Annotated in this window: 14 protein-coding genes; 10 read left to right on the forward strand and 4 right to left on the reverse strand. The window is 62.6% G+C overall.

Annotated elements, in window-relative coordinates; all coding sequences use genetic code 11:
- Positions 1-19 precede the first annotated feature (19 nt).
- From ESZ00_RS09055 to rfbD, 6 genes are all read left to right on the forward strand, one after another.
- Positions 20-4,546 carry a choice-of-anchor D domain-containing protein gene (locus tag ESZ00_RS09055; RefSeq protein ID WP_229741066.1) on the forward strand — a complete coding sequence of 1,509 codons (4,527 nt, stop codon included), beginning with the start codon at positions 20-22 and terminating at the stop codon, positions 4,544-4,546.
- A gap of 204 nt (positions 4,547-4,750) precedes the next feature.
- Positions 4,751-7,465 (forward strand): SLBB domain-containing protein, encoded by a 2,715-nt coding sequence (locus ESZ00_RS09060; protein WP_164981414.1) that lies wholly within the window; start codon positions 4,751-4,753, stop codon positions 7,463-7,465.
- 63 nt (positions 7,466-7,528) lie between these two features.
- Positions 7,529-8,623, forward strand: coding sequence for a dTDP-glucose 4,6-dehydratase (gene rfbB / locus ESZ00_RS09065; protein ID WP_129207758.1), 1,095 nt, complete (start codon positions 7,529-7,531; stop codon positions 8,621-8,623).
- Positions 8,620-9,510 (forward strand): glucose-1-phosphate thymidylyltransferase RfbA, encoded by an 891-nt coding sequence (gene rfbA / locus ESZ00_RS09070; protein WP_129207759.1) that lies wholly within the window; start codon positions 8,620-8,622, stop codon positions 9,508-9,510. The genes rfbB and rfbA overlap by 4 nt, the downstream gene beginning before the upstream one ends.
- Before the next feature lie 4 nt (positions 9,511-9,514).
- Positions 9,515-10,060, forward strand: coding sequence for a dTDP-4-dehydrorhamnose 3,5-epimerase (gene rfbC, locus ESZ00_RS09075; RefSeq protein ID WP_129207760.1), 546 nt, complete (start codon positions 9,515-9,517; stop codon positions 10,058-10,060).
- Complete coding sequence (gene rfbD / locus ESZ00_RS09080; RefSeq protein WP_129207761.1) at positions 10,057-10,968, forward strand: dTDP-4-dehydrorhamnose reductase; 912 nt, start codon at positions 10,057-10,059, stop codon at positions 10,966-10,968. The genes rfbC and rfbD overlap by 4 nt, the downstream gene beginning before the upstream one ends.
- Positions 10,969-11,006: 38 nt before the next feature.
- On the opposite strand, the gene ESZ00_RS09085 is transcribed toward rfbD, so the two are convergent.
- The gene (locus ESZ00_RS09085) at positions 11,007-11,750 is read right to left on the reverse strand and encodes a sugar transferase (RefSeq protein WP_129207762.1); all 744 of its coding nucleotides are present in this window, start codon (positions 11,748-11,750) and stop codon (positions 11,007-11,009) included.
- A gap of 82 nt (positions 11,751-11,832) precedes the next feature.
- Here ESZ00_RS09085 and ESZ00_RS09090 point away from each other — a divergent pair, with 82 nt between their 5' ends.
- The 3 genes from ESZ00_RS09090 to gatA all read left to right on the forward strand — a co-directional run bounded on the left by ESZ00_RS09090 (position 11,833) and on the right by gatA (position 14,350).
- Complete coding sequence (locus tag ESZ00_RS09090; RefSeq protein ID WP_129207763.1) at positions 11,833-12,153, forward strand: hypothetical protein; 321 nt, start codon at positions 11,833-11,835, stop codon at positions 12,151-12,153.
- Between the two features lie 377 nt (positions 12,154-12,530).
- Entirely contained in the window at positions 12,531-12,851 is a 321-nt protein-coding gene (gene gatC, locus ESZ00_RS09095) for an Asp-tRNA(Asn)/Glu-tRNA(Gln) amidotransferase subunit GatC (protein WP_129207764.1), read from the forward strand.
- Between the two features lie 59 nt (positions 12,852-12,910).
- The gene (gatA, locus tag ESZ00_RS09100) at positions 12,911-14,350 is read left to right on the forward strand and encodes an Asp-tRNA(Asn)/Glu-tRNA(Gln) amidotransferase subunit GatA (protein ID WP_129207765.1); all 1,440 of its coding nucleotides are present in this window, start codon (positions 12,911-12,913) and stop codon (positions 14,348-14,350) included.
- Positions 14,351-14,550: 200 nt separating this feature from the next.
- Here gatA and ESZ00_RS09105 read toward each other — a convergent pair whose 3' ends face one another.
- Complete coding sequence (locus ESZ00_RS09105; protein ID WP_129207766.1) at positions 14,551-15,303, reverse strand: metallophosphoesterase family protein; 753 nt, start codon at positions 15,301-15,303, stop codon at positions 14,551-14,553.
- A 94-nt stretch (positions 15,304-15,397) separates the two neighbouring features.
- Positions 15,398-16,288 carry an ABC transporter ATP-binding protein gene (locus tag ESZ00_RS09110; RefSeq protein WP_129207767.1) on the reverse strand — a complete coding sequence of 297 codons (891 nt, stop codon included), beginning with the start codon at positions 16,286-16,288 and terminating at the stop codon, positions 15,398-15,400.
- 252 nt (positions 16,289-16,540) lie between these two features.
- Between ESZ00_RS09110 and ESZ00_RS09115 the strand changes: the two genes are divergently transcribed.
- On the forward strand, positions 16,541-18,136 hold the full coding sequence (locus ESZ00_RS09115) for a hypothetical protein (RefSeq protein WP_129207768.1): 1,596 nt from the start codon (positions 16,541-16,543) through the stop codon (positions 18,134-18,136).
- A gap of 136 nt (positions 18,137-18,272) precedes the next feature.
- Here ESZ00_RS09115 and ESZ00_RS09120 read toward each other — a convergent pair whose 3' ends face one another.
- A complete protein-coding gene (locus tag ESZ00_RS09120; RefSeq protein WP_229741067.1) occupies positions 18,273-18,683 on the reverse strand; it encodes an MGMT family protein in 411 nt (136 codons plus the stop codon).
- Positions 18,684-18,770: the final 87 nt, after the last annotated feature.

Raw genomic sequence — 18,770 nt, forward strand, 5'->3', positions numbered from 1 at the left:
GCAGGTGCTGCGGCAATGCATGCTGGCGATACTGGCATGGGTTGTCCTATGCGGCGTGCCGATGCTGATGGCACAGCAGGCTCCGACACCGCCTGCTGCTCTGCCGTATCTTCTTCCGCCGGTGCTCGGGAATGCCGCGCTGGCCCGGCTGCAGGCGATGCGTTTTCTGGTGGAGCGCGGTCTCACGCCGGGCGGACGAAGCCCGGACCAGACGCTGGCTGCCGCCCGCCGCCAGCAGGCCCTGTCGCCTCGCTTCTCCGCTGTTGACGCAGCTGCTCATCCCGCCGATGCCTCTCTCTCCGCTGCCTGGCAGCCGGTGGGACCGGCGCAGGTTTCTACCGCATCCTTTGGCCTGGTCACCGGCCGCGTGACCGCGCTGGCTGCCGATCCTGCGGACGCGACAGGCAACACGCTCTATGTCGGCAGTACCGGAGGCGGCGTATGGAAATCGACCGCCGCCGCGGGCGCAGCCAACTTCGCCCCGCTTACGGATACGCTCGCGGCCTACTCTGCGAACTCCAGCGTCTCGTTGAGCATCGGTGCTCTCAGCGTGCAGCCTGGAGGCACCGGCGTCGTGCTGGCCGGCACCGGCGATCCGAACAGTGCTGCGGACTCCTACTACGGTGCCGGTATTCTGCGCTCCGGAGACGGCGGTCTCACCTGGTCGTTGATCGCCGAATCGGACGACCTGGAAACGGGAGGAAACAATAACTACACCTTCCTCGGCAACAGCTTTGCCGGTTTCGCATGGAGCACCGCTTCGCCATCCACGGTGGTGGCTGCTGTCAGCACGTCAGCGGAAGGCATCATCGTCAACGCTCCCTCGGATGCCACCGGCATCCTCGGTTTGTATTACTCGCTCGATGCCGGGAAGAGCTGGCAGCTGGCTACCATCACGGATGGGTCGGGCAATGTCGTGCAGTCCAGCCAGATGGCTATCACCGGGGGCGGCAACGCAGCCACGGCGGTGGTGTGGAACCCGCTGCGGCAGCTGTTCTTTGCCGCCGTGCGCTATCACGGCTACTACCAGTCTCCGGACGGTGTGACCTGGACGCGCATGGCCAACCAGCCGGGGGCTGCGCTGACCACGGCGAACTGCCCGACCAATGCCGGCACTTATGCCTCGATCGGCTGCCCGATCTTTCGCGGCGCGCTGGCCGTGCAGCCGGTGACCGGCGATCTCTTCGCGCTCACCGTCGATCAGGAGAATCAGGACCAGGGGCTCTGGCGCGATGTGTGCAGCCTCAGCTCCAATGCGTGCGCGAACCCGGTCGTGCAGTGGGGCTCGCAGATCGCGGACACCGCTCTCGAAGCCGGCAATGGCGATACGACGATTCCGCAGGCGGCCTACGACCTCGTGCTGGCTGCCGTGCCTTCGCAGCAGGACACACTGCTCTTTGCCGGGGCCTACGATCTCTTCCGATGCAGCCTCGCCAATGCCTGTGCCTGGCGCAATACGACGAACGACCAGACCTGCATGGCCGCAGGTGTCGCTCCGGCACAGCATGCGATCGACGCCACGGCAGCGGCAAGCGGCATTCTCTATTTCGGCAATGACGGCGGCCTTTGGCGCACGACCGATCTGGTGAACCAGCAGCAGGCCGCCTGCTCGAGCGACGATGCCACGCACTTTCAGAACCTGAACGAAGGGCTCGGCTCGCTGGCCGAGGTAGAGAGCATGGCCGAGGACGAAACCGACAGCGCCAACCTGATGGCTTCGCTCGGCAACCTCGGCACGGCCGCGCCGCAATCGGGTGCCTCGGCCTGGCTTCAGGTGCTCGATGGCTATGGATCGGGCGCTGCCATCGATCCTGCGTCGACGGAGAACTGGTACGCTACCTCGGAATTCGGGGTCGGCATCAACCGCTGTACCGAAGGTTCCGGCTGCAATACCGCCGGATTCGGCTCGATCGTCATCGGGAACAGCGATGTGAGCGGCGATGGCGGGACGCAGCTGATCCCGGCGCCGTGGATTCTCGATCCGCAGAATACGTCGAACATCATCCTTGGCACCTGCCGCATATGGCGTGGCCCGTCTATCGGAGACTGGAGCAGCAGCAATCTGTTGAGCTCGATGCTGGATGGCGATCAGGGGTCGATGTGCAACGGCAACGCCGAGATTCGCTCGCTCGCGGCCTCGGGAAGCGCCAGCGATGCCGCCGGTGTCTCGGAGCAGGTTTATGCCGGGCTGGCCGGCCTTCTCGATGGTGGCGAGTCGATTCCCGGCCATCTCTTTTCCGCCTCGGTCAACTCGGCCTCCGGTGCCTCGACGTCGTGGACCGATCTGGCGCTCTCGCCGGTGACCCTGCCGGCCTCGAACAGTACGGTCTTTAATCCCGGCGGTTTCGATATCTCGAGTATCGATGTCGACGCACACGACTCCACCGGCAATACGGTCTATGTGACGGTGCAGGGCTTCGGAAACAACGCCGTGTTTGTCGATAAGGTGTACCGCTCCGTAGATGGCGGAGCCCATTGGCAGAACCTCACCAGCAATCTGCCCAATGCGCCGGCCAACAGCATCGCGGTCGATCCGAATAACGCGAATATCGTGTACGTGGCCACGGATATGGGGGTGTATGTGACCACGGAGGTTTCCGACTGCCTGGATGCCTCCGACAATTGCTGGTCTGTCTTCGGCACCGCCTTGCCCAACGCTCCGGCGGTGCAGCTTGCGGTCTATAACTACGGTGCAACTTCGGTGCTGCGCGCGGCCACCTATGGGCGTGGCATCTGGCAGATTCCGCTGGTCAGCGCGGCCACGGTGCAAACCACCATGTCCGTCACCCCGGCCTCGCTGAACTTCGCATCCGAGGCTGTTTCTACGCAAAGCGCGCCGCAGCAGCTGGTGGTGAACAATACCGGCTCCCTGTCGCTCAATATCTCGCAGATCACCGTGACCGGAGATTTTTCCGAGTCCGATACCTGCTCCAGCCCGATCGCGCCCGGTGACGCCTGCGTGGTCGAGGTGTATTTCCTGCCTGCTGTTACGGGCGCGCGCAGTGGCGTATTGACGCTCTATGCCAATATCTCCTCCGGGCAGGTGACCGTACCGCTCTCAGGGACCGGCCTTGCCGCGCCTTCTATCATCCTCAATCCGGTGCAGGTCGATTTCCCCGCGACGACCATCGGCAGCACGTCTCCCGCCAGCAATGTGACGGTGTCGAATACCGGCGGCTCCACGGCGGCGCTTGCGAGCGAAACGGTGAGCGGCGATTTCTCCATCGCAGCCAATACCTGCGGCACCACGCTGACAGCGAATACCGGCTGCACCGTAAGCCTGGTCTTTGCGCCGACGGCTTCGGGCACGCGCACCGGCACGCTCACGGTGGTGGATAGTGCCGGGACGCAGACCGCCGCGCTCACCGGCACCGGGCAGTCCGTGCCGACGGATACGCTCTCGCCTGCGAGCCTGGCCTTTGCCGCGCAGGTGATCGGTACAGCCAGCGCCGGGCAGGCCGTCACCCTCACGAACAGCGGAGACCTGGCGCTGCAGCTCATTGCGACGCAGGTATCCGGAGCCTTCCAGGCCATCAATAATTGCGGGACCTCGCTCGCCGGTCATGCGAGCTGCGCCATCGTCGTCCAGTTCGTGCCTCAGGCCGTGGGCTCCACGCAGGGAACGCTCACCGTGAGTGACGCGTTGCGGGTGCAGACGATCAACCTGACGGGAGCCGGAGTGGCGCCTGCGGGCATTTCGGCCACACCCGTCTCGCTGAGCTTTGGCAACTATGCCATCGGCGCGACCAGCCCGCCGCAAACGGTGACGGTCACCAACAACGGAGGCATCGGGCTCAGCGCTCTGCAATATGCGGTCACCGGCGATTTCGCCCTGGCTTCTACTTCCGGCGGCTGCGGCAGTTCCCTCGGAGCGGGGAGCGCCTGCCAGCTCAGCCTGACCTTTTCGCCGACCCAGGCCGGGGCCCGCAGCGGTCAGCTCACCATCACCGCGGCGGAGCTTTCTTCTCCACTCGAGGTCGCGCTCAGTGGCAGCGGGGAGGATTTCTCCCTGCAGGTCAGCGGCTCCTCGACGGCTACGATCACCAGCGGACAGACGGCCAGTTATCTTGTCCAGGTCATTCCGGTCAATGGATCGACCGGCACCGTTTCCCTGAGCTGTGCCGGCGCACCGGTGAATGCCACCTGTGTCATCAATCCCGCAACTGTGGCCCTGAATGCGAATGCTACTGCCTCGGCAACGGTGACGGTGGAAACCGGCGTGGCCGATACGGCCATGGATGGCCGGAGCCGCGCCCTGATGCCGCGCGCCTCGCCCCTGCTGCTTGCCGTGGCTCTGCCGTGGCTGGCGGTCCGCCGCCGCAAAACCGCTCCGGCTGCCCGACGGATGCTCTCCCTTTTGGCATTGTTTGTGCTTTTTCTTGCCCCTGTCGCCTGCGGGGTGAGCGCAAGCGGAGGCTCGGGTGGAGCGGGAGGCGGTGGTACCACGTCGGGTAACAGTACGCCCTCAGGAACCTATACGTTGACTGTTACCGGAAGCGCGCCGGGAGTAACTCATACCGCCAGCCTTACGCTTACAGTCGAGTAAAGCCGGAGGGGTAGAATGTGCAGAGGTATAAGCGCGCTCTAAAATCAGAGCCGGCAGCATGTTGCCAGCTCACTTTTGGCAAGGAGTATGTTTCGCTGGAATCGCGGCATCCCCTCTGGTATGGACGCGCCGGCTCTTTTACTTATGCGTAGGCAACTGGTTCTGGCCTCCGGCGTGTTTTTCCTCGTGCTCTCGCAGCTCGGGATGGCGCAAACTTCTACGTCTACGGATCCTTACTCCTCGACCACCGATAGCTCGCAGAGCGAATGCTCCGATCCGATGCTTTCAAGCTCGGCAGCCTGCCAGAGTGCCACGCAGCAGGGAAGCAGTGGAGCGTATGGCCAGGGCATGACTGGGACGAGTGCCTCCCAATCCGGTTTGGGGAGCACGCAGAACGGCCTGGGCCAGACTCAGAATTACAACGACACCTCCGCTCTTGGCATGCAGGTGGCACGCCAGCAGCAGCTCGGCGAGCGCCTTCCCGCGCAGCCGTTGACGGAGTTCCAGAAGTTCGTCGCCGGCACCACCGGGCAGATGCTGCCTATCTTCGGAGCCAGTCTCTTTCAGAACGGGCCTTCGACCTTCGCTCCTGTGGATCAGACCCCGGTGCCTCCGGATTACGTCATCGGCCCCGGCGATCTGCTGCGTATCCGGGTGTGGGGGCAGGTGAACTTCACCGCCAACGTCCGTGTGGATCGCTCCGGAGAGATTTACCTGCCGCAGGTTGGGCCCGTGCATGTGGCCGGGCTGCCTTTCCAGGTTCTCGATCAGCATGTTCGTCAGGCCGTTGCCCGCGTCTACCGCAACTTCGATCTCACCGCGGACATCGGCCAGATTCGCGCCGTGCAGGTCTATGTGGTGGGACAGGCTCATCGCCCCGGCACCTATACCATCAGCTCGCTCAGCACACTGGTCGATGCGCTCTTCGCCAGCGGCGGTCCTTCGGTCAATGGTTCACTGCGTCATGTCTACCTGAAGCGCGGCGGCCAGACGATCGCGGACTTCGATCTCTATGACCTGCTGGTCAAGGGGGACAAGTCGAAGGATGTGAAGGTCGAATCGGGCGACGTGATTTACATTCCGCCGGCCGGTCCTCAGGTGGCGCTTACCGGCGCGGTGCGCCGCCCTGGTATTTATGAGCTGCGCGGCGATACCAACATCGAGGAGATACTCTCTGCCGCAGGTGGCGCCTCGACGGTTGTTGCGGGTAGCCGTATTTCGATCGACCGCATTGCCGATCACCAGCAGCGGCAGGCTATGGAAGTAGCCTATGATCCGACCGGTCTTTCCACGGTGCTGGAAGGTGGAGATGTGGTGCGGCTGCTCTCCATCGTGCCCAGCTATCAGAAGACGGTGACCCTGCGCGGCAATACCGCCAATCCTGGCCGCTTCGCCTGGCACGAAGGCATGCATCTTGCGGATCTGATTCCGGACAAGGACTCGCTGCTTACCCGCAACTATTGGTGGAAGCGCGCGCAGCTGGGTCTTCCCGCTCCCGAGTTCGAACCGGTGCCGTATCTCACGGCGCAGTCGCAGCCAAATACTTCCGTCGACCTGCGTTTCCGCGCACAGTCGCTGGCGCGCAAGCTGCCCGACTGCCTCTACGTGGACAATGCGGGCAGCGGCAGCGGCGCGGAGAGCGCCCTGGCGACCAATACTCGCCCCTGTATCTACGATCCCAATTCCGCCAAGGCCCAGACAGCCAAAGCCAATAACTCCAGCACAAGCGATGTGCCCGCGAACTCCGCGTGGCTGAACTATGCCACTGAACCGGGCAGCGGCCAGGATGCAGGTACACTCGGCGCCATCAGCGGCGCGCAGCCCACCGATGCGCTCGGCTGGCCCATCGATCCGCAGGACCACGCCGCGAATGAAGGCACGGTACCAGAGCGTGAAGCCGGCCTGGTGCAGCAGAAGACCGCGCTGCCCGGTGAGCACCGTACCACGGTGCAGCTGTCGGCGCCTGAGATCGACTGGAGCTACGCAGTCATCGAGCGGCTCAACAAGGACAATCTCAAAACTTCGCTCATTCCTTTCGATCTGGGCAAGCTGGTCCTCGAGCACGATCCCGGCCAGAACCTCGCGCTTGAGCCGGGAGATGTCGTCAGCATCTTTTCGCAGGCTGATATCCATGTGCCGCTCGCGCAGCAGACCAAGTTCGTTCGCCTCGAGGGAGAGTTCGTCCATGCCGGTGTCTACAGCGTGAAGCCCGGCGAGACGCTGCGCCAGCTCGTCGAGCGGGCCGGTGGCCTGTCGCCCGATGCCTACCTCTATGGCTCGCAGTTCACGCGCGAATCCACGCGCGTCATCCAGCAGGAGCACCTCGACCAGTACATCTCCCAGATCCAGCTGGAAATCTCCCGCGGCACTCTGGCAGAGACCTCCTCGGCGGTTGCCTCGGCGCAGGATATTGCCAGCGCCAACGCCGCTCTGATTGCCGGACGCGAGCTGATCAGCAAGCTGCAGCAAATCCGTGCCACCGGTCGTATGGTGCTGCAGGTCAAGCCGGATAGTGCGGGCATCGCATCGTTGCCCGATCTGCCGCTTGAGGACGGGGATGCGTTCATCGTGCCGTCGCGCCCGGCCGGTATCAACGTCGTCGGCTCGGTCTATGACCAGAACTCCTACGTCTTCCATTCCGGCAGCAAGCTCGCCGATTATCTCCGCCTGGCCGGTGGCCCCAACCGCGAGGCGGATCGCAAGCACATCTTCCTGATCCGCGCCGATGGCTCGGTCATCAGCCGCCAGGCAGCCAGCAGCGTGTGGGGGAACACCTTCGACGCCACGCCCGTCTATCCAGGGGATACGGTAGTGGTTCCGGAGAAGACCTTTGGGCCAACGAAATTGCGCGGTTTCCTTGAATTCTCGCAGCTCTTCTCGCAGCTGGCCCTGGGAGCGGCGGCCATCTCGGTCATTTAGTCGAAAGAGTCTCGTAATGTGTCGGAGGGCGGCCTTCGCCCGCTCTCCGGGAAGGGCAGAAGTATGAACGACTGTGTCATTGTCACGGGGGGAGCCGGGTTTATCGGCTCTAACTTCGTGCTGCAGTGGGTTGCGAACACGGAGTCCGAAGTGGTCAACCTCGATGCGTTGACCTACGCGGGCAATCGTGGCAACCTCACTTCGCTCGACGGCAATCCGCGGCACAACTTTGTCCGGGGCGATATCTGTGATGCTTCCCTGGTCGCCTCGCTCTTCGAGCGTTTCCAGCCGCGAGCCATTTTGCACTTTGCGGCTGAAAGCCACGTCGACCGCTCCATCACCGGTCCTGATGCCTTCGTCCAGACCAATGTCTTCGGCACCTTCACGCTGCTCCAGGCCGCGAAGCAGTACTGGGAGAAGCTGCCTGCCGGAGATAAAGAGCGCTTCCGTTTCCTCCACGTCTCTACCGACGAGGTCTACGGCACGCTTGGTCCTGACGATCCTGCTTTCTCTGAGACCACGCCCTACGCGCCCAACAGTCCCTATGCCGCGTCAAAGGCAGGTTCCGACCATCTCGTGCGCGCCTATCACCACACCTATGGTCTGCCCACGCTCACGACCAACTGCTCGAACAACTACGGCCCCTTCCAGTTCCCGGAGAAGCTCATCCCGCTGATGATCCTCAACGCGCTTGAGGGCAAGCCGTTGCCGGTTTATGGGGATGGCCTCAATATTCGCGACTGGCTCTTCGTCGAAGATCACTGCACGGCGATTCGCACCGTACTGGAGCGCGGCCGCCTGGGCGAGACCTACAACGTGGGAGGCAACAGCGAGCGCAATAACATCCACGTGGTGCACACCATCTGCGACCTGCTCGATGAGCTTCGTCCGGACGCCGCTATCGGCAGCCGGCGCGGTCTGATTACCTATGTAAAGGATCGTCCAGGCCATGATCGCCGTTATGCGATCAACGCCGACAAAATTTCGACCGAGCTCGGCTGGAAGCCGTCGGAGAATTTTGAGTCCGGCATTCGCGCCACGGTCACCTGGTACCTCGAGCATCTCGATTGGGTGAATGAGATCCGCTCCGGCGCGTACCAGCAATGGATCGAACTGAACTATAAGGAAAGGCTTGGGGCAGAAAGGCTCTCGCTATGAAGGGAATCATTCTCGCCGGTGGTTCGGGCACGCGTCTCTATCCCGTTACGCACGTGGTCTCCAAGCAACTCCTGCCGGTCTATGACAAGCCGATGATCTACTACCCGCTCAGCACGCTGCTGCTGGCGGGTATTCGCGAGATCCTCATCATCTCCACGCCGCAGGACACCTCGCGTTTTGCCGAGCTGCTGGGCGATGGCAGCCGCTGGGGTATCTCGCTGAGCTACGCCGTGCAGCCCAGCCCGGATGGCCTCGCGCAAGCCTTTCTGATCGGCAAGGAGTTCATCGGCAACGATGCCTGCGCGCTCGTTCTCGGGGACAACATCTTCTATGGCCATTCGCTCTCCGGCCAGCTCAAGCGCGCTGCGGAGAGGACCAGCGGCGCTACCGTCTTCGCCTACCAGGTGCACGATCCCGAGCGTTACGGCGTGGTCGAGTTCGATGCGCAGGGCCGCGCGGTGAGTCTCGAAGAGAAACCCGAGAAGCCGAAATCGCATTTCGCTGTTACCGGTCTCTACTTCTACGATAACGACGTGGTGCAGATCGCCTCGGACCTCAAGCCCTCGCCGCGCGGCGAACTTGAGATCACCGATGTGAACAAGAAATATCTCGAAGCCGGCAAGCTCGATGTGGAGGTCATGAGCCGCGGCATGGCATGGCTCGATACCGGCACGCACGATTCGCTCTTCGAGGCCGGCATGTTCATCCAGACCATCGAGAAGCGGCAGGGCCTCAAGATTGCCTGCCCCGAAGAGATCGCCTACCGCTACGGCTACATCACGCGCGAAGCGCTCGCCGCCCTTGCCGCGCCGGTGCGGAAGAGCGGTTATGGGCAATATCTCCTGGCCCTGGCTGCCGATACGACTGTGATTCCCGAGGCTCTTTAGCACCATGACTGTGACAGAAACCGCCCTTCCGGGCGTGCTGCTCTTTACCCCGCGCGTCTTCTCCGATGCGCGCGGCGCCTTTTGTGAGACATACAACGAGCGCGTAATGCAGGAGGCTGGCCTGCCCACGCGCTGGGTGCAGGACAACTTCTCGGTCTCGAAGCAGGGCGTCGTCCGCGGCCTGCACTATCAGGTGGTCCAGCCGCAGGGGAAGCTCGTGCGCGTTGCCTTCGGCCGGGTGATCGATGTCGCTGTTGACCTGCGCCGGAGTTCGCCGCATTTCGGCAAGCATGTTGCCGTAGAGCTTTCGGACGAGAACGCAGCGATGCTCTGGATTCCGGCAGGCTTTGGCCATGGCTTCGCCGTGCTCTCCGAGCGCGCCGGTTTTGCTTATAAGGTCACGGACTATTACGCGCCGCAGGGCGAGCGGACCATTCTTTGGAATGATCCCGATCTGGCTATCGACTGGCAGATCGATACTGCGCAGGCCGTCGTCTCCGATAAGGATCAGCAGGGTCAGCGCTTTGCTTCGGCGGAGGTCTTCGCGTGAGTGCGGAGCAGCGCCCTCGCATTCTCATCCTGGGAGCAAACGGGCAGCTGGGACAGATGCTGCAACGCGTCTTCGCCGGAGACGGCGTTGTCGAGGCTCTCGGCCGCGACCGCTGCGATCTCGCCGATCTCGATCAGGTGCGCAATGCCGTAGCCTCCTTCGCACCGCAGCTCATTCTTAACGCGGCAGCGTACACCGCCGTAGATAAGGCCGAGTCCGAGCCGGAGCTGGCGGCGCGCATCAATGCCGAAGCTCCGGGAGTGCTCGCCGAAGAAGCAAAGAAGCGCGGAGCACTGCTGGTCCATTACTCCACGGATTATGTCTTTGACGGCAGCAAGCGCGGCCCCTGGGTGGAAGACGATCCAACCAGCCCGCTGAATGTCTATGGCGCAACCAAACTCGAAGGGGAGCGGAATATCCTCTCCGCCGGAGGGCGGGCGCTGATTTTCCGTACCAGCTGGGTGGTGAGCGCGGAGGGCAAAAACTTCCTGCGCACCATGCTGAAGCTTGGCGCCGAGCGGGATGAGCTCAGGATTGTGAACGACCAGTACGGCGCACCCACATCGACCCGCGCCATTGCCCAGGGCACGAAGGCAGTGCTCGCTTCCGCAGGGGTGGAGGGCGCAGGCGAGGATACAGAGGGCGGCGTTTATCACATGACCTGCGCCGGAGAGACCTCGTGGTCCGGCTTCGCCCAGGCAATCTTCGCCGCAGCTGGCCCGTCGCGGGAGCAAGGGTGGGCCACGGTGACCGGCATCCCCGGTTCGGAGTACCCCACGCCTGCCAGGCGGCCGGCAAACTCGGTGCTGTCCAATGAAAAGCTTGCGGCCCGCTTCGGAGTGAGCCTGCCCGCATGGGACGCCGAGATGCGGGGCATCCTGAAAACACTTGGGGTGGCACGCGGCTAGGCCGGGCCACCCCAAAATGTTTGCAGCATAAAGACGCGCTAGTAGGCGCCTTCGCGGTGGATCATCACAAAGACCGTCTTCAGCAGGATCTTCACTTCCATCCACAGGTTCCAGCGGGTCACGTATTTCACGTCGAGCTGCACGCGCTTCTCGTAGCTGAGGTCGCAGCGCCCCGAGACCTGCCATAGGCCGGTGATGCCGGGAAGCGCATAGGAGAACATCTGCAGGTACATGCCGTACTTGCTCTTCTCCTTGTCCACAATCGGACGAGGACCCACGATGCTCATCTCTCCAGCCAGGACATTCAGCAGCTGGGGGATCTCATCCAGGCTGGTAGAGCGCAGGAGATGTCCGATCGGCGTAATACGCGGATCGCGCTTCAGCTTATGGCATTCGGACCATTCGCGGCGCGCCTCGGCATCCGTGCTCAGATACTGCTCGAGCAGCCGGTCGCTGTCCTGGTACATGGTGCGAAACTTCCACACGTAGATCGGTTTCTGGAACTGGCCCAGGCGGCGGTGCCGATAGAGCGCAGAGCCGCGCGAAGTGGCGCAGATGGCAAATGCGATCAATAGGCTCAGCGGGAGCAGAATGGGCAGCGTCAGAAAGATGATCGTCAGCTCAATCGCTGGTTTGATGAATCGATAGGCAAAAGAGGCGATCGGGAGATTGGCCGGGACAGCCAATGGCTGTACGGCGGCAAACTCCGGATAAACAACGTCGCTGCGCTGCGCATCCTCGGGGTAGCCAACTTCAGAATTAAAAAGCTCTGGTGTCGCCATGCGCTTGATGAGTAAGAGTGAATCGAGTCTTACGGGTGAGAGAGTGTGAACTCGTTAAGTGCTCTTCGATTCCGGTAACCGAGTGGCAATCAAGAAAGATCTCTTCGTATCGAAAATCTCTTATCTGAGAGACAGGACGCTTCTGTTACAGGATCGTTCCAGGCAAAATGCGATGTGGGGTGCCATTCGAGAGCGGTGCCTCAGCGGCCTCAGGAATGCCTGCTCCGAAATGAAACAGAAATACGGCTTTAGTTTGGTATGGCTGCTGGCTTCTCTGGTGCTGGCCGCTGGCTTCTATTCTGCTTACCGGGTTTGCGTGGCAAAACCCTTCGTCTTCCGGGTTATCGGCGCCTTTTTCTGGGACGCTTTCGATCTTTATCCGCTTAAGCGGAGACCGCGTTGAACGTGCACGCGCGTGTCCCGCAAATAGAGGTCAACCCTGTCTGGCCAATCCGGTATCTAGGAAATACTCTTGAATATCCGGCCAGATCGGAACGAGCCCTTTCATCGTATCTGTCAATCAGGCGGAAGTAAACAGTGCACTTCCCTTCGACGACCCGTACTGGAACATGGTAAGCAACTGTATGGTCGAGAGATGACCGTTTTGTAACTGCGAGAGAACAGATTATGTTCTCCGGTCACCAGAGCATGGTGATCAGGGGAAAATTCTTCTGCTTTTCTCCCTGATTTCTCCGGCTTGTAAAGAGGGATGCGTGCTTCCGGGGCCGGGGATGCGCCAATTTATAATTTTGCTGTCGCAGTTCGTATACAGGGAGTGAGATGACCGTGAAGGAACGAGTAGCAGGCGAAGAAGTCCGCCGGGTCGCCGACCTGGCCCACCTGCAGCTGACCCCGCAGGAAGAACAGGCCATGCAGCGTGATCTGAGCTCCATCCTCGATTACGTCGGGCAGCTCAATGAGCTGGATACCGCCAACATCCCACCGATGGCCCAGGTGGCCGAGGTGCTGCAGGCGTCGGCCGCGCAGGATGCCCTGCGTGCCGATCAGCCCCGCCCCTCTCTTGAGCGGGATCGTGTCATGAAAAGTGCGCCGGATTCCGATGGCGTCTTCTTCAAGGTCCCCAAGGTTATTGAGCGCTAACGCGCTCGCACCGGGCATGCGGTGCCCTCACCCGCGTTACGCGAGGACGAAGAAAGCATATGTCGAAGAATCTTGTTGAAGCTGGATTGCCGAAGATCTCCGAGGCCCTGGCGAGCCTCTCTGGCCGGAGCGAGACCGCGGTTGCGCTGACCGAGCGCTGCTTGTCCGCCATCGAGGCCAAGGACGGCGTGGTGAATGCCTACCTTTCCAGGGATCGTGATGGCGCGCTGGCCCAGGCCCGCCGTGTGGATGCCGGTGAAGTCACCGGACCGCTGGCCGGCATTCCCATCGGAATCAAGGATGTCCTCGCCGTCGAAGGCCAGCCGGCCACGGCCGGCTCGAAGATTCTCGAGGGCTACCATCCGCCCTATACGGCCACTGCCGTCCGCCGCCTCCAGGAGGCTGGCGCCGTGCTGCTCGGCAAGATCAACTGCGACGAATTTGCCATGGGCTCGTCGAACGAGAACTCGGCCTATGGTCCGGTCCGCAATCCGCACGATACCGACCGCGTTCCTGGCGGTTCGAGCGGCGGTTCGGCTGCAGCAGTGGCCGCGGGCATGGCCCTGGCTACGCTCGGCACCGATACCGGCGGCTCCATCCGCCAGCCGGCATCGTTCTGCGGCGTGGTGGGGCTGCTGCCGACCTATGGCCGCGTCTCGCGTTATGGACTGATCGCCTTTGCCTCATCGCTGGATCGCATCGGCCCCTTTACCTCTTCGACGCGCGATGCCGCGCTGGTGCTGGGCGCCATCGCCGGACACGATCCGATGGATGCCACCTCGTCCACTGCGCCGGTGCCGGATTACACCGCATCGATCGATCGTGGCGTTGCCGGTCTGCGCCTCGGTGTGCCGGCCGAGTACTTCGCCGAAGGCCTGGATCCGGAGGTGCGCCGTCCCGTCGAGGAGACAATCGAAAAGCTGCGTGCGGCCGGAGCCGAAATTGTGCCGGTCTCGCTGCCGCACACCCGCTATGCGGTGCCGACGTATTACGTCATCGCGACTGCCGAGGCCAGCTCCAACCTCGCCCGCTTCGATGGTGTCCGCTACGGCTATCGTGCCGCGGATGCAAAGACGCTCTCGGACATGTACCGCCTCTCGCGCGAAGGCGGCTTTGGTCCTGAGGTCAAGCGTCGTATCCTGCTCGGCACCTATGTGCTCAGTGCCGGATACTACGACGCCTATTACAAGAAGGCTCAGCAGGTCCGCCGTCTGCTCACCGACGACTTCCTTACCGCCTTCGGCCAGGTGGACGCGATCCTGACTCCCACCGCGCCGACCGCTGCCTTCAAGCTGGGGGAGAAGACCGACGATCCGATGGCCATGTACCTTGCCGATATCTACACGGTGACGGCGAGCCTTGCCGGCATCTGCGGCCTGTCGGTTCCGTGCGGTACGACCAGCGATGGTCTGCCGGTCGGTCTGCAGATCCTCGGCAAGCACTTCGATGAGAGCACGCTCTTCCGTGTCGGCCAGGCCGTCGAAAACCTGCCGCGTTAGGCCGTATCCACATAGAGAGGCAGAAGAAATTAAAACTTGCTACTGCATGGTCATCCCGGCCGGAGCCTCCTTCTTACTTTGTCATCCCGACCGAAGCGCAGCGAAGTGGAGGGACCTGCGGTTCTGTTTAGCCCGCAACACTCCAGCTCGCGACCAGAGGGAGCGGGGGCCGAAGGCAGATTCGCCCTGCGCGCAGCAGTTCAGCGGCCTTCGCGCAGGCGGATGGCCAATCTGTCAGGCAGTCCCGCGGCGACGATGCGAGCCTGTGCCTGCTTTACGTTGTACGGTACGCGGCAGTATGTCACCGTCATCTGCGCATCGTCGTAGATAGCAAAGGCCGCGCGCCAGTCGCCGTCTCGCGGCTGGCCTACCGATCCCGGATTGATGAGGTAACGGCCATTCTCGCGCAGCGGCATTTCGAACTCTTCCGCCTTATCCCGTGAGCCGTACTGCGGCGCCAGCCGGAACCACTCCTGCCCATTGGTGGCGAAGCCGCCCTGCAGGTGTGTGTGGCCGAAGAAGTTGATCCGCGTCTTCGCGTCATGCAGCGGAGCCCACGCGTCGCGCACCGTGGTGACGTATTGGTCCTCGTCGAGCAGGGAACCGTGCGCGCAGCTCACATTCGGACCATCCGGATGAAGGGGGCCGCAGGGAATCTCGCGCAGCCACTGCGTGTGCTCGGCGGAGAGAACGATGCGGGTCCAGCGGGCTGCTCGTCCGGCGATAGGATTGAAATCCTCGATGCCGTCGAGCCCGCTGCAGGCGCGATCATGATTGCCGCGCACGAAGACGTTGCCCAGTCCGCGCACGCGATCGATGACTTCGTTCGGGTTGGCTCCATAGCCCACCACATCGCCCAGGTTCCACACCGCATCATGCGCCGGTGCCAGAGCCAGGACTGCGTCCAGGGCATCGAGATTGGCGTGAATATCGGAGAGGATGAGAACGCGCATGAATGCAACGAGGCCCAAAAATAGGGATAAGACGACCTCTCCCAATCTATTCCCATCCGCTGCGGATGGAAAGCATCTTTCCCGGTGTCACCTTCTAGCTGATCCGGGCGATATGGCCGGTTTCGACCTCGCGCAGAGGAAGGGCTTCGCTCTCGTGGCTGCGCTCAAGCGTTGCCAGTGGCTGATGAATATCGGTCTCCATGGTCGGAATCGCTCCCAGCAGCGCGCGGGTGTAAGGATGCGCCGGCCGTGAAAAGAGCGTCGCGCGCGAAGCCTCTTCGAGCAGCAGGCCATGGCGCATCACTGCGACGCGGTCGGAAACCTGCGAGACCACGGCCAGGTCATGCGAAATAAAGAGCATGGCCAGCCCGAAGCGCTCGCGCAGGCTGGCCAGCAGTTCGAGAATCTGCTTCTGCACCGTCACGTCCAACGCCGTCGTCGGTTCGTCGGCGATCAGCAGTCTTGGCCGGTTGGCGATGGCCATGGCGATCATGATGCGCTGCCTCTGTCCGCCCGAGAACTGGTGCGGATAATCCTGCGCCCGCCGCGCCGGATCGGGCAGCGCGACAGCGCTCATCGCTTCCAGCACCGCTTCACGCACCTGGCTCCGCGGTTTTTCCGGCTGATGCGTGCGGATCGCCTCGGCAATCTGCTCGCCCACCGGCATCACCGGGTTCAGCGCGGTCATCGGCTCCTGGAAGATCATGGCCATCTCGCGCCCGCGCAGGCGGCGCATTGGTTCGGCACGCAGTTGCAGAAGGTCTACCGGGCCTGCATTCTGGCTTGTGAATCGAATCGAGCCTTCGGTCTGCGCGGCGGGGCCGAGCAACTGCATGACCGCCAGTGCCGTCACTGATTTGCCCGAGCCGGATTCGCCGACCAGCCCCAGCACCTCGCCTTCGTCGAGATGCAGAGAGAGGCTGCGTACGGCCTCGGCTGCGCCAAAACGCACAGAGAGACGATCGATCTCAAGCAGGGAAGCCACGCCTCCATACTAACGGCTGCGCGCAGGGCGGGACTGGCCGTCCAGGCCTTTCGCCTTCAGCTCCCGCACCCGCTGGTCGCGAGCCGGCATCCGCGAGCCGGCTCGTTGTTCTCACGGATCAAGAGAGAGTCCGGGTGCCCCGTCCAAGCTCTGCTTGGGCGGGAGGCGATAAACCCGGATGTCCTATGCAGGCCAGCAGCTGGCTTGGGTGGGAAGGCAGGAAGCCATAGGCAGATATGCTGAAAGAGACGCATGCCGCAGCCCTCCCCCATCCCCTCTTCTTCTTCGTGCTGGAGCAGCCCGGCCTTTCTTCTCGCGCTCTTTGCCGCGTTGCTCGCCTTCGTCGTGCAATCGGGTGAGATCGGCACCGCGGACACCATGCATCGCCTGCAGTCCACGCATGCCTTCTGGACCTCCGAGCCGCCCGTCTTTCCGAATGAGTATCCCGAGTTCGGCATCCATGGCCACAACGGCACGCTGCAAAGCTGGTACGGCATCGGCCAGTCTCTGCTCATGCTGCCTGCCGATATCGTCGGCACCGGCATCGCGCACCTGCCCGTCTTCCGTAATTACACGGACGATCCAAGTATCCGCAACATCGTCGTCAGTTATTCCACCAGCATGTTGCTCGCCGTGCTCACGGCGCTGCTCTGCCTGCGCTTTCTGGGCCAGTTGCGTTTTACGCCGCGACAGGCTGTGCTCGGCACGCTGGCCCTGATGCTCTGCACCACGCACCTGCACTACACGCAGAACCTGATGGAGAACAACTACATCTTCCTGCTCACGCTCGCCGGCTTCTCGTGGCAGCTTGCGTGGGTAGAAGATGGGCGCCGTCGCGATCTTCTTCTGGGTGCGGCCGCGTTAGGACTCAATCTCCTCACGCGTCTCACCACCGGCCTCGATCTGCTGGCCTGCGGATTGTTTGTGCTGCTGGTGCTGTTTGCGAAAGAAGGCGCAGGCCGAAAGCTCTTTGTGCGCCTGCTCGGTTATCTCCGCATGGCTGTCCCTGTCTATCTTTTCTTCGGCCTGCTCGATCGCCTCTACCAGTTCTACCGCTTCGGTTCTTTCGCCGGGACCTATGTTGGCATCGTTGCCCGCGAAGCGCGCCTGCGCGATCCGAGCCTCCCTGTAACCTACCCCTTCGAGAAGCCATTTCACGAAGGCTTCTTCGGCCCGCTCTTCGCGCCCGAGAAGTCGATCTTTCTCTTCGATCCGCTGCTGGTGCTGATGCTCCTGCTCATCGTTATCGGCTGGCGCCGCTTCGATCGCACCGTGCGCGCTTATCTCCTTGCCGGTTTCGCGCTGCTGCTCGGCTATCTCTGCTTCTACGCACGCTACACCGTGTGGAGCGGCGACTTTGCCTGGGGAGATCGCTATGTCTCAACGGCTGTCGAGCTCGCTTCGCTGCTCGCTGTGCCGTTGCTGCTGCGTCATCGCACCGCGTTTGCCGCATGGATCTATCGCGCCGGGCAGTTCATCGTCGGTGCAGCTCTCGTCGTGCAGCTGGTCTCGCTCGCCTTCTGGCTCCCGCTCGAGATATATCAGATGGAGACCCTCGGCCATCCCACCTTCGTCATCGCGCTGCGCATGAAGAATATCGCCGCCTTCGCGCTTGGCAGAATGCAGGCCTGGGGACTCAACACGCAGGCCATGACCGAAGACGCATGGGACTACGTACACATCACCACGTGGAATTTCTTTCCTTTCCTGCTGCATCGCGTCGGCGTAGCTCCGGCCTGGGTCGATCACGTGGCACTTGCCGTATGGCTGGCTGCGCTTGCCGGAGGGATCGCAATTCTTGTGCGGCTGCTGCGCCTTCCCGCGTTAAGGAGCGGGAAGACCGCCTGATTTCTCGCGCTCTTTGTAACGTTGTTGGTTGCAAATGGCGGATCTGGCGGAACGTGTTCTCTGGGAATCTACGCATGCCCTGGCAGGCGCGATTTCTGCACGGTCCGCATCTCTCATGGAGCTCGCTCGAGCGGGGCTACGGGTAAATCTCCCAGGTGCGGAAAAGGTGTTCGTGCTTCTCCATGTCGACGCGTTCCCCATGGAAGCGAACGCCTTCAGCGCGGAGGCGGGCTCGCTGCTCGAGCGCAGCGGCTCCGTCGAGTTTAATCTCGCCTCCCGCCCCGAGCACGCGATGCCAGGGAAGCTGATCGGGGAGTTCGGTGCGAAGCAGGCGCGCTACGGCGCGATGATACTGCGGATAGCCGGCGGCAGCGGCAACCTTGCCGTAAGTACTCACCTTGCCGGCAGGGATCGCGAAGATCATGCGGCGAAACGCGTGGTCGCGCAGCTCTTCCGGACGCGATGCATCGCGCAGCAGGCGACGCTTGGCCTTCTGCGTCCCGAGCTGGTCGAAGGCGACGCGGACCGCGCGCTGCGGCTTCGGCACCGATTTTGTTTTCGTAGATTTCGCCACGCGCCACTATTGTCGCAGCTCCCCGCGCAGCCGACTACCTGGCCTGGGAGCAACAAGCGG

Origin of the sequence: Silvibacterium dinghuense, from assembly GCF_004123295.1 — a bacterium.
Taxonomy (GTDB): domain Bacteria; phylum Acidobacteriota; class Terriglobia; order Terriglobales; family Acidobacteriaceae; genus Silvibacterium; species Silvibacterium dinghuense.